The 11,060-nt window shown below is 63.7% G+C and carries 11 protein-coding genes; 8 read left to right on the top strand and 3 right to left on the bottom strand.

The window, feature by feature from the left end; translation table 11 throughout:
- The 5 genes from J0I64_RS20085 to rsmD form a co-directional block, all read left to right on the top strand.
- Window positions 1–1,368 (top strand): class I tRNA ligase family protein (locus J0I64_RS20085; protein ID WP_291411603.1); only part of this gene is annotated, 1,368 nt, incomplete at its 5' end.
- 77 nt (window positions 1,369–1,445) lie between these two features.
- Window positions 1,446–2,006 (top strand): signal peptidase II, encoded by a 561-nt coding sequence (gene lspA, locus J0I64_RS20080; RefSeq protein ID WP_291411601.1) that lies wholly within the window; start codon window positions 1,446–1,448, stop codon window positions 2,004–2,006.
- Between the two features lie 85 nt (window positions 2,007–2,091).
- Complete coding sequence (locus J0I64_RS20075) at window positions 2,092–2,796, top strand: hypothetical protein (RefSeq protein WP_291411599.1); 705 nt, start codon at window positions 2,092–2,094, stop codon at window positions 2,794–2,796.
- Between the two features lie 108 nt (window positions 2,797–2,904).
- A complete protein-coding gene (locus tag J0I64_RS20070; RefSeq protein WP_291411597.1) occupies window positions 2,905–4,695 on the top strand; it encodes a pseudouridine synthase in 1,791 nt (596 codons plus the stop codon).
- Window positions 4,696–4,698: 3 nt separating this feature from the next.
- A complete protein-coding gene (rsmD, locus tag J0I64_RS20065) occupies window positions 4,699–5,262 on the top strand; it encodes a 16S rRNA (guanine(966)-N(2))-methyltransferase RsmD (RefSeq protein ID WP_291411595.1) in 564 nt (187 codons plus the stop codon).
- 65 nt (window positions 5,263–5,327) lie between these two features.
- On the opposite strand, the gene J0I64_RS20060 is transcribed toward rsmD, so the two are convergent.
- The 3 genes from J0I64_RS20060 to znuC form a co-directional block, all read right to left on the bottom strand.
- On the bottom strand, window positions 5,328–5,744 hold the full coding sequence (locus tag J0I64_RS20060; RefSeq protein WP_291411593.1) for a Fur family transcriptional regulator: 417 nt from the start codon (window positions 5,742–5,744) through the stop codon (window positions 5,328–5,330).
- Window positions 5,734–6,552, bottom strand: a complete 819-nt coding sequence (locus tag J0I64_RS20055) for a metal ABC transporter permease (RefSeq protein WP_291411591.1) — start codon at window positions 6,550–6,552, stop codon at window positions 5,734–5,736. The genes J0I64_RS20060 and J0I64_RS20055 overlap by 11 nt, the downstream gene beginning before the upstream one ends.
- A gap of 176 nt (window positions 6,553–6,728) precedes the next feature.
- Window positions 6,729–7,550 (bottom strand): zinc ABC transporter ATP-binding protein ZnuC, encoded by an 822-nt coding sequence (gene znuC / locus J0I64_RS20050; protein WP_291411588.1) that lies wholly within the window; start codon window positions 7,548–7,550, stop codon window positions 6,729–6,731.
- 115 nt (window positions 7,551–7,665) lie between these two features.
- Here znuC and J0I64_RS20045 point away from each other — a divergent pair, with 115 nt between their 5' ends.
- The 3 genes from J0I64_RS20045 to J0I64_RS20035 all read left to right on the top strand — a co-directional run.
- Complete coding sequence (locus tag J0I64_RS20045) at window positions 7,666–8,607, top strand: zinc ABC transporter substrate-binding protein (protein WP_291411587.1); 942 nt, start codon at window positions 7,666–7,668, stop codon at window positions 8,605–8,607.
- A 186-nt stretch (window positions 8,608–8,793) separates the two neighbouring features.
- On the top strand, window positions 8,794–9,978 hold the full coding sequence (aztD, locus tag J0I64_RS20040; RefSeq protein WP_291411585.1) for a zinc metallochaperone AztD: 1,185 nt from the start codon (window positions 8,794–8,796) through the stop codon (window positions 9,976–9,978).
- A gap of 57 nt (window positions 9,979–10,035) precedes the next feature.
- The coding region (locus J0I64_RS20035) for a GTP-binding protein (protein ID WP_291411583.1) at window positions 10,036–11,060 on the top strand (1,025 nt) is incomplete at its 3' end.

Here is an 11,060-nt window from a genome sequence, read left to right as displayed (position 1 = left end):
GTGTTCGCCGACGCCGACGGCAATGTCCTGAAGGACGAAGCCGTCAACGCCCGCATCGTCGAGGCTTTCGAGAAGGAAGGCGCCGACGCCTGGTTCGCGGAAGGCGCGCGCGCGCGTTTCCTCGGTTCCCGCGCCAACGAGAACTGGATCATGGTCAAGGATATCCTCGACGTGTGGTTCGATTCCGGGTCTTCGCACACGTTCACGCTGGAGGACCGTCCGGACCTGAAATGGCCGGCGGACGTCTATCTCGAGGGCTCGGACCAGCATCGCGGCTGGTTCCATTCGTCGTTGCTCGAAAGCTGCGCGACCAATGGCTATGCGCCCTATGACAGCGTTCTCACCCATGGTTTCACCATGGATGGCGAAGGCAAGAAGATGTCCAAGTCGCTCGGCAATACCGTTGCCCCGCAGGACATCATCAAGCAGTACGGTGCCGATATCCTGCGTCTGTGGGTGGCTTCGTCCGACTATTCGGAAGACCTGCGGCTCGGCAAGGAAATCATCCAGACGACCGTGGATGCGTACCGAAAACTGCGCAATACGCTGCGTTGGCTGCTCGGTAATCTCGCTCACTTCAAGGCCGACGATGTCGTCGGTGTCAGAGATATGCCCGAACTCGAGCGGCTGATGCTGCATCGTCTGGCCCAGCTCGATGAGGGCGTGCGCTCGGCCTATAAGGAATATGACTACCGCAAGGTCGTTTCGCTGCTGTCGAACTTCATGAACATCGAGCTTTCGGCGTTCTATTTCGACATCCGCAAGGACACGCTTTATTGCGACCCGATCTCCTCGGTAAAACGCCGTTCGGCGCTGACGGTGCTCGATCACCTGTTCAACGCGCTGACCGCCTGGCTCGCCCCGATCCTGGTTTTCACCATGGAAGAGTGCTGGCTGGAGCGTCACCCGGGCGATGATGAATCCGTGCACCTGCGTCTGTTCCCCGACATTCCGGCTGATTGGCTGGACGAGGATCTGGCAAACAAGTGGCAACTGATCCGCGCGGTGCGTCGCGTCGTGACCGGCGCGCTGGAAATCGAGCGTCGCGAAAAGCGCATCGGTTCGTCGCTCGAAGCGGCGCCGCAGGTTTTTGTCGCCGACGCTCGCTATGTCGAGGCGCTCGAAGGGCAAGACCTGGCTGAAATCGCCATCACCTCGGCGATTGCGGTCACCGAGACCGAAGGCCCGGCCGAGGCTTTCCGCCTCGACGACGTACCGGGTGTGTCGGTGGTGCCGGCTTTGGCCGAAGGCCAGCGTTGCGCCCGCTCGTGGAAGATCCTGCCCGAGGTCGGGTCGGATGCCGAATATCCCGACGTGACCCTGCGCGACGCCCAGGCGCTGCGCGAACGGGCAGCTGCAGGGCTTTGATCGCCTCAGACGGCGTCGTTCTACGTTAGGTGGAATGACGCCGTGACTGGTCATGACAATCGGGAGCGTTCCGCGCGATGACAGCCAAGCCATCCCCCGCCATCTATAGGTCCCTCGTCGCGGCGGTCCTCGCCTTCGGCATCGACCGGGCGCAAAAGGGTTATCATATCGCGGCTGAATGTTATGCGATCGGGCAGGCAAACTGCGTCTCGATCTTTTCCAACTACATGCCGTTTTCGATGACGGGCTGGCGCGGTGGCGAGATCGTGCCGGTCACCTCGTTCTTCGACTATGTGCTCGTCTGGAATACCGGAATTTCCTACGGTTTGCTCGATGGGCTGCCGGTTTGGACGCTGGGCGCCATCATGCTGGCGGCCATTGTCGGCCTCTCGATCTGGTGGCTGCGAACTGATGCGCCGCTGACCCGGTTGGGCCTCGCCTTTGCCATCGGCGGGGCGCTTTCCAATGCACTGGATCGCCTAATCTATGGTGCGGTGGCGGATTTCTTCCACTTCCATTGGGGCACCTGGTCCTTCTATATTTTCAACATTGCCGACATGGCCATCACGCTGGGCGTGATCCTGTTGCTGATCGATCTTTCAGGTCTTGGGAAAGCCAGGGCAAAGACGAGCGAGTAGGGCTCGCGCATCATTGTGCTGCCCAAATCTGGTCTTAGGGCCACAAATGCGCTATAAGCGCGGCCAGAATTGTAAGGGACGTTTCATGCGTATTGGATTGATCGGCCACGAAGGCCGTATTTCGGCCGCCGCGCGTGCGGTGCTGGCGGGCCTGGCCTTGACGGCGACTCTGGCGCTGGGCGCCTGCACCACCGTCGAAGGCACCAATGCGCTGACCGATTTTGGCACCTTTGAACGCGACGTGATGAATGACACGGCGCGCGGCATTGGTTTGATCCCCGGAACGCCGCCCAAGGCCGAGCCCACCCAGGCGCGTGCGCCGCTGGTGTTGCCGCGCGATGGCAATAATCTTCCGGCACCGAGCACTCAGGTTGCGGCCGCCCAGCTGCCCGCCAACAGCAGCACGGTGCGGATCGACACGACCAATCTCAGCGAGGCCGATATCCAGCGCCTGCGCAATGCCAAGGTCGTCGACCTGCGTTCGCTCTCGGGCCGTCCGCTGACACCCGAGGAAGCCCGCGCCCTGACCGCTCGTATGAGCGCTGCAGGCATGCAGGTGAGCGCCGCTGGTGCGCGCCCGCTCTATCTGCCGCCGGATGACTACTTTACCCGCGTCGGCGATGCCAACCTTGTCTGTCGCACCGCCAAGGGTGAGCTGGTTCCGCTTAGCGACGCACGCTGCCCCGAGGAAGTGCGCCGCGCGCTCCGTAGTCAGGGTCAGGGTTCGAACATGCTCAGCGGTGGCGCCTCCACCAAGCTGACGTCGTCGGAAACGACGCTCAAGAACTAAACGCCTGACGATAATCCGATTCTGTCTGGCGGCCGGATGATCCGGCCGCCTTTCGCTTTCTCCGCGCCGCCCAATCCGGGTCCCGCATGTTATGGAAGTCCTGTTCGCATGAGCGACACACCAAAACCCGAAACCGCCGATCGTCTTGCCAAGGTCATGGCCCGCGCCGGCCTCTGCTCCCGCCGCGATGCCGAGGGCTGGATTGCCTCTGGCCGCGTCATGGTCAATGGCAAGAAAGTGATTACCCCGGCCTTCAACGTGACGAGCCGCGACAAGATCACCGTTGACGGTCAGCCGCTGGCCGAGCGCCAGGGCACCCGCATCTGGCTCTATCACAAGCCCGCCGGGCTCGTGGTGACCGAGAAGGACCCCGAAGGTCGTCCGACCATTTTCGAGGCGCTCGAAGAGCAGGGCTTGCCGCGCGTCGTTACCGTCGGTCGTCTCGATATCAATACCGAGGGCCTGTTGCTCCTGACCAATGATGGCGGGCTCAAGCGCGTGCTCGAACTGCCCTCCACGGGCTGGCTGCGCCGCTATCGCGTGCGCGCCTATGGTTTTGTGACGCAAGCGCAGCTTGATGCGCTCAAGGATGGCATCACGGTGGAAGGCATCAATTATGGCCCCATCGAAGCCACGCTCGAACGCGAGCAGGGGCACAATGTCTGGATCGTCGTCGGTCTGCGCGAAGGCAAGAACCGCGAAGTCAAGAACGTGCTCGGCGCACTCGGCCTCGAGGTGAACCGCCTGATCCGCGTGTCCTATGGTCCGTTCCAGCTCGGCGACCTGGCCGAAGGCCAGATCGAGGTGGTGAAGGCAAAGATGCTCAAGGACCAGCTCGGCAAGAAGCTGGCCGAGGCGGCCAATGTCGACTTCGACAGCGACATGCCCGAAGGTCTGTTCCCGCCGCCGCGCGCCATGAGCGAATCGCCGCGTGGCCGCGGCCCGCGCGCCGGTGGTGGTCGTTTTGATGCACGCGGCGGAGATGACCGTCGCTCGTCCCGCGACGATGATCGTCCGGTCCGTCCGCGCCGCATTCACTTCGACGACGATGGTCGTGCGCCGGAAGAATACGAACCCAAGGGCCCGGGTAAGCCTCGCTTCGATAAGGACGATCAGTCCGCCCGCACCTTTGGTCGCCCGGCGGAACGTCCGGCCCGCGGTGACCGGCCGGAGCGTGGGGATCGTCCCGAGCGGGGCGATCGCAAGTCGTTCGGTGACAAGAAGCCTTTCGGCGAAAAGCGCGCCCATGGGGACAAGAAGCCGTTTGGCGATCGCAAGCCTTATGGCGACAAGTCCTTCGGCGACCGTCCGCAGCGCGGCCGCCGTCCGGATGGCGATGAGCGTCCGGCCCGCAATTTTAGTGACCGCCCGCGTCGTGATGACGACCGGCGTGGTGGCGGCGAGCGCCCGCAGCGCGGCTTTGGTGATAAGCCCGCGCGTAGCTTTGGTGCTCGTCCGGAGCGTGGCGACCGTCCCGCGCGGTCCTTTGGCGACAAGCCCGGCCGTAGCTTCGGTGATCGCCCGGATCGTGGTGATCGTCCGGCACGGTCTTTCGGTGATAAGCCGGGCCGCAGCTTCGGCGACCGTCCTGCCCGTGGCGACCGTCCGGATCGTGGTGACCGGCCGTCGCGCCCGTTTGGCGACAAGCCGGCGCGTGGCCCGCGTTCCGATCGCCCGCAGCGCGGTTTCGAGGAAGGCCGTCCGCCGCGTCGCGATGACCGTCCCGGCCAGGGGCGCCCGCAGGGCGGCCGTCCTGCCGGCAAGAGCTTTGGCGACAAGCCGCGCGGTGCCCGTCCGGAAGGTGGTCGACCGACTGGTGGCCGCCCGGCCGGTGGCAAGCCCTTTGGCGGCAAGCCTTCGGGCGGTCGTCCGACCGGTCCGCGCAAGCCGCGCGGCTAAACCATGCGGATTGTCGCCGGAAAGTTTCGCGGCAAGCAGCTCTCTTCTCCGTCGGACGATTCCATTCGCCCGACGGCGGACCGCGTGCGCGAAAGCATGTTCAACATCCTCGGATCGCGCCTTGGGCCGGTGCTGGAAGGCAAGCGCGTGCTTGACCTGTTCGCAGGGACCGGCGCGCTGGGGCTCGAAGCCCTCTCGCGCGGCGCCGAGCATGTCACCTTCGTCGATGTGGGTGCCGAGGCGCGCGGCCTGATCCGCGACCATATCCAGGCCTTTGGCGTGGCGGGGATCACCAAGCTCCTGCGCCGCGATGCGACAGGGCTCGGGACGCCAGGCACCTTCGGGCAGTTCGATCTCGTCTTTCTCGATCCGCCCTATGGGCAGCAACTGGGTGAGAAGGCGCTGGCCGAGCTTGCCGCCAATGGCTGGCTGAAGCCGGGTGCCACCCTGGTCTGGGAAGAAAGCGCCGATGTGCCGGTGACGGTGCCCGCAGGGTTCTCGCTCGACGACGAGCGCGAATATGGCGCGGCGGCCGTGCGGTTCCTGACATTTGGGGTGGAGGGGTAAAACCCCTCACCCATCTCGCGCCTTGCACCCTCTCTCACAAGGGGAGGGGAGGCGCTCGGGCCGAGTTAGGCCGCCTTTTGCAGGCAGTCCGCGCAGCGGCCGCGGATCTCCATGGTGGTCCGTTCCACCTTGAAGCCGCCGGTCTTGGCCCAGGCGCCGAGACGTTCCTCGATCACCTCATCGGCGAATTCATCGACCTTGCCGCAGCTCTCGCAGATGGCGAAGGCGATAAGCCCTTTGCGGTGGCAGCGTGTGTCGGCGCAGGCGACGAAGGCGTTGATCGATTCCAGCCTATGCGCGAGGCCACGATCGAGCAGCTTGGCGAGGGCGCGATAGACCTGGAGCGGGGCGCGAAGGCCCTCGCCGCGCAGCTTGTCGAGAATGTCATAGGCGCTGAGCGGGCTCGCGGAGCCCGTGAGCGCGCCGAGAACCAGTTCCTGATTGCGCGTCAGATCGGTTGGCATGTCGTGACTATGCGCCATGGCTTTCTCTCCTGCCGAACAATCTTGCGGTCGGCACCGCCAGCGAGACGAGGAAAATCAACAGCGCCGCGACCACGATTGACGGTCCCGAAGCGGTATCCCAGGTGAGCGACCCATACAAGCCGCCGACGACCGCTGCGACACCGACGCCTGCGGCCGCCACGGCCATCATTTCCGGCGTGGCGCTGAGGCGGCGCGCTGTCGCGGCAGGGATGATGAGCAAGGAAGTGATCAGCATCACCCCGACCAGCTTCATGGCGATGGCGATGACCGAGGCCATGAGCAGCATGAGAAGGATGCGGCTGACCTCTGGATTGAGGCCTTCAGCCTCTGCCAGTTCCGGGCTGACCGTTGCGGCGAGCAGCGGGCGCCAATAGAGCGCGAGCAGTGCCAGGATCGCCGCGCCGCCACCATAGATGATGGCGATGTCTTCCATCGACACGGCCAGGATATCGCCGAAGAGGAAGCCCATGAGGTCGATGCGGATCTGGGTGAGGAAACCCACAAGGACCAGGCCGACGGCGAGCGAGGAATGGCTGAGAATGCCAAGGAGGGCGTCGGTGGAGAGCGTGTTCTGGCGCTGCAGCAACAGGAGCGCGCCGGCAACGAGGGCGGCGACGGCGAAGACGCCGAGCGTCATGTTGACTGACAGGAGAATGGAAATGGCGACGCCGAGCAGGGCCGAATGGGCCATCGTGTCGCCGAAATAGGCCATGCGGCGCCAGACGACGAAGCAGCCAAGCGGCCCGGTGACGGCAGCGAGACCAATGCCGGCGACAATGGCGCGTGAGAAGAAATCACCGAGCATACTGATCTCCCTTCTTTGGCATCGAGGTTGCCGGCACCCCCTCCCAACCTCCCCCATCAAGGGGGAGGTGCTGCATCGAGATTGGGACGCTATGCTGCCAAAGCCTCCGGTCCGGCACCCTCCCCTTTGCGGGGAGGGATGGGGAGGGGGGGCGGCCAGCCCAGAAATTCGTAGTGTTATCGAGCATGGTTTTGCGCCAGGTTATCGTGATGCACATGACCGTGCGGGTGCTCGTGTTCGCCATGCCTCCCCACTACGCAACCGTCGTCATGGTGTTCATGGTCGTGATGGTGCTCGTAGATGGCGAGTGTGTCGGCGGCGCGGGCGCCGAAGAGCGCAAGATATTCGGGGCTGCGCTTGACCGCGGCGGGCGTGCCGCGGCAGCAGACATGGCCATTGAGGCAGATAACGGTATCGGTTTCGGCCATGACCACGTGCAGGTCGTGGCTGATCATCAGAATGCCGGCCTGGGTGGTGTCGCGAATTTGGCGGACCAGTTCATAGAGCGCCACTTCACCCGAGAAATCGACGCCCTGCACGGGTTCGTCGAGCACCAGGAGATCGGGCTTGCGGATCATGGCGCGGGCAAAGAGCACGCGCTGGAATTCGCCGCCTGACAGTTCCTGAACTGCGGCGTGGAGCAGGCGGCCCGCGCCCACCGCGGCAAGCGCGGCGTCGATCTCGGCCCGCGAAAAATGGCCGGTCAGCGTCATCAGGCGCTCGACCGTGAGGGGCAGGGTCCAATCGATGCTGAGCTTTTGCGGCACATAGCCGATCCGCAGGCCCGACTTGCGCGTGACCTTGCCCATGCTGGGCTTCAGTACGCCCGTTGCCATCTTCGCAGTGGTCGACTTGCCCGAGCCATTGGGGCCGATAAGCGTGACAATTTCCCCGCGCGCGATGGACAGGTCAACGCCCTCCACCAGCACGCGGCCGCCGCTCTTGACCCCGGCATTGATCAGGGTGATCAGCGTTTCGCCCTTGGCTCGCATATCCATGAAAGTTTCCACAACCGCACTTGACGTCGTCATTTACGTTATAGCATAACGCTGCTGCAAGTGTAATAACATAACATATCGTCTCCCGATATGTCGACGACAAGAGGTGCCTTCAATGAACCGGCTGATCCCCTTCGCGACGCTCGCCAGCCTGATGCTGACCGGTACGGCGCTTGCCGCGCCCAACGTCGTTGCTTCGATAAAACCGGTGCATTCGCTGGTTGCCGCGGTCATGGCCGGGGTGGGCGAGCCTGCCCTGATCGTCAAGGGCGCGGCGTCTCCGCACACCTATTCCTTGCGCCCCTCCGATGCGGCGGCGCTTGAAAGCGCCGATATCGTCTTCTGGACCGGTCATGGTCTCGAACTCTTCCTGGCCAATGCCCTCGAAACGCTTTCGACCAAGGCCGAGACGGTGGAACTGGCCGAGGCGCCCGGTATTGAACTGCTGCCCATGCGGGAAGGCGGGGCCTTCGAGCCGCACTCGCATGGCGATGAGGATTATGGGCACGAAGAGCACGATCATGCGCATGAGCACGGCCACCAAGAGGCCGACATGCATTTTTGGCTCGACCCGGAAAATGCCAAGCTGATGGTCACGGATATTGCGCGGGTACTGTCCGAGGCAGATCCCGACAATGCGGCGACCTATAAGGCCAATGCTGAGACCGAAATTGCTGCCCTCGGCGCGCTCGAAACCGAGATTTCGGCAAGCCTCGTTGGTGTGAAGGACAAGCCCTTCATCGTCTTCCACGATGCCTACCAATATTTCGAGAAGCGGTTTGGGCTTGAAGTTGCGGGCACGATCACGGTGTCGCCCGAGGTCATGCCCGGCGCCGCTCGCGTCGACGAGCTGCGCAGCAAGGTCGGAGAGCTTGGCGCGACCTGCGTTTTCGCCGAACCTAATTTCGAGCCGGCCATTGTTCGTACAGTAGTGGAAGGTACGGATGCCAAGGCCGGTGTGCTTGATCCGGAGGGCAGCGCGCTCTCTGAAGGGCCGGAGCTCTACGCCGACCTGCTGCGCGGGCTGGCGGCGAACCTGGTGGACTGCCTGAAGTAAGGCGCCTGCCGCCCTTCCTCTTATCCTCCCCGGCAAGGGGAGGTGTTGCGTCGAGTTTGTGACTGGATGGTGCCTTGTGCACTGACCCCGCGCCTTCCCCTTGACGGGGGGAGGCCGGGAGCGGGCGAACACGCGTTCGATTCTCAACACAATACGTAATGTGCTAACATATCAGAAAGACTAAAAATGCGTCATATCTTTACTTCGCTTCTTCTCGCCACGGCGCTGACGGCGCCGGTTATGGCCGATGACGTCACGGCCTGGCGGCTATTTGTCGCCGACCATGCCGAGGGCAAGGTGACGGCCCTGGATGCGATCAGCGGCGACACGCTGGGCATATTTGCCCTGAAGGGTCCGGCCTCGCTTGTGGCCGGTGCATCGGGCGAAGCGGTGTTTGCCGTGCAGGGTGCGGCCAATCAGGTTTCGGCCATTCGCTCGGGCATTGCCATCGATGACCACGGAGATCACGGCGATATCGAAGTTTCAGAGCCGGCACTCGTCGAGGCGGTAATCACTGGCGAAAAGCCGGCGCACTTTGTCGAGCACGGCGGCAAGGTGGCGCTGTTCTTCGACGGTTCGGGCAAGGTCGATCTCTTCAGCCCCCATGCATGGGCGGAGGAAGGCAAGGTCACCGCTTCCCAGCTCGACAGCGGCACGCCGCATCACGGGCTGGCCGTGCCGTGGGGTGATTTTACGCTGGTGTCGACCGCCAATGCCGAGGACGAGAAGAAGCCGCGGATTGGGCTCAATGTGCTTGATGCTTCCGGGAACCTTGTGGGCGAAACCCATGCCTGCCCCGATCTCCACGGGGAGGCTGCTTCGGGCAATCTGCTGATCGTCGGTTGCGGCGATGGCGTGCTTGTTGTTTCGGGCTCCGGCGAACCGCAGGTCAAGAAGCTCGACTATTCGGGCCTGCCGGAGGGCAAGACCACGACGCTGATCGGCGGGCAGGGGATGCAGTATTTCCTCGGCAATTATGGGGCCGACAAGGTGGTCATCATCGATCCGGCCGAGGCAGAGCCCTATCGTCTGGTCGATCTGCCGACCCGGCGCGTGCACTTCATCACCGATTCCGTGCGGCCGAAGTTCGCCTACATCTTCACCGAGGACGGCTTCCTGCGGCAGCTCGATGTGGTGTCGGGCGAACTGACCCAGTCAGTGAAAGTGACAGAACCCTATTCCATGGATGGCGAGTGGAGCCTGCCGCGGCCGCGTCTGGCGCTGGTGGGTGACAAGGTTGCCGTGACCGATCCGCTCAAGAGCGTGGTGCATCTGGTCGATGTGGCCGGCTTTACCCCCGCGGGTGAAATCGCGGTCGATGGCGCGCCCTACAACATAGTCGCCGTTGGCGGCTCGGGCAGCCAGCATTGATCGCAGGCCCTGCCGCCGCCCCCGACGGCAGGGCATTTTTCCAGTTTGGACAGAACCATGGCCCCCAGAAAACTCCCCGTCACCGTGCTCTCCGGCTTTCTCGGCGCGGGCAAGACCACATTGCTCAACCACGTCCTCAACAATCGCGAGGGGCGCCGGGTCGCTGTCATCGTCAACGACATGAGCGAAGTGAATATCGACGCCGCGCTGGTGCGCGATGGTGGCGCCAATCTCAGCCGCACCGAGGAGACGCTGGTCGAGATGAGCAATGGCTGCATCTGCTGCACCCTGCGCGATGATCTCCTGGCCGAGGTGACCAAACTCGCTCGCGATGGGCGGTTCGATTATCTGCTGATCGAATCGAGCGGCATTTCCGAGCCGCTGCCCGTCGCGACCACCTTCGATTTTCGCGACGACCAGGGCTTTTCGCTCTCCGACATCACGCGGCTCGACACCATGGTGACGGTGGTCGACTGCGCGAACCTGCTCAAGGACTACGCCTCGTCCGATTTTCTGCGTGATCGCGGCGAAACGGCGGGGGAGGGTGACGAGCGGGCGCTGGTTGACCTGCTGGTGGAGCAGATCGAATTTTCCGATGTCGTGGTGCTCAACAAGATTTCGACCGCGACGGAGGGGGATCGGCAGGCGGCGCGGACCATCATCAAGGCGCTGAACCCGGCGGCGCGCATCGTCGAGACCGATTTCGGCGCCACCCCGCTCGATGAAGTGCTTGATACCGGGCTGTTCAGCCTCGAAGTGGCCGAGACCCATCCGCTCTGGTTCAAGGAGCTCAACGGGTTCAAGGACCATGTGCCCGAGACCGAGGAATATGGCGTGCGCTCCTTCGTCTATCGCGCCCGCCAGCCGTTCAATCCGCTATTGCTCGACCGGTTTATCAACTCGACCTGGCCGGGGGTGATCCGGGCCAAGGGCTTTTTCTGGTTGGCGACGCGACCCTATCATGTGGGGGAGCTGAGCCAGGCGGGGGCACTGGTGCGCACGCAGCGTCGTGGCCTCTGGTGGGCGGCGGTGCCGGCCGAGCGCTGGCCGGACAACAAGGAATGGCGCGATGCCATGGCGCC

The sequence above is a fragment of the Devosia sp. genome (genome assembly GCF_017307565.1).
Lineage (GTDB): Bacteria > Pseudomonadota > Alphaproteobacteria > Rhizobiales > Devosiaceae > Devosia.
This window is presented reverse-complemented; position numbering and strand designations above follow the sequence as displayed.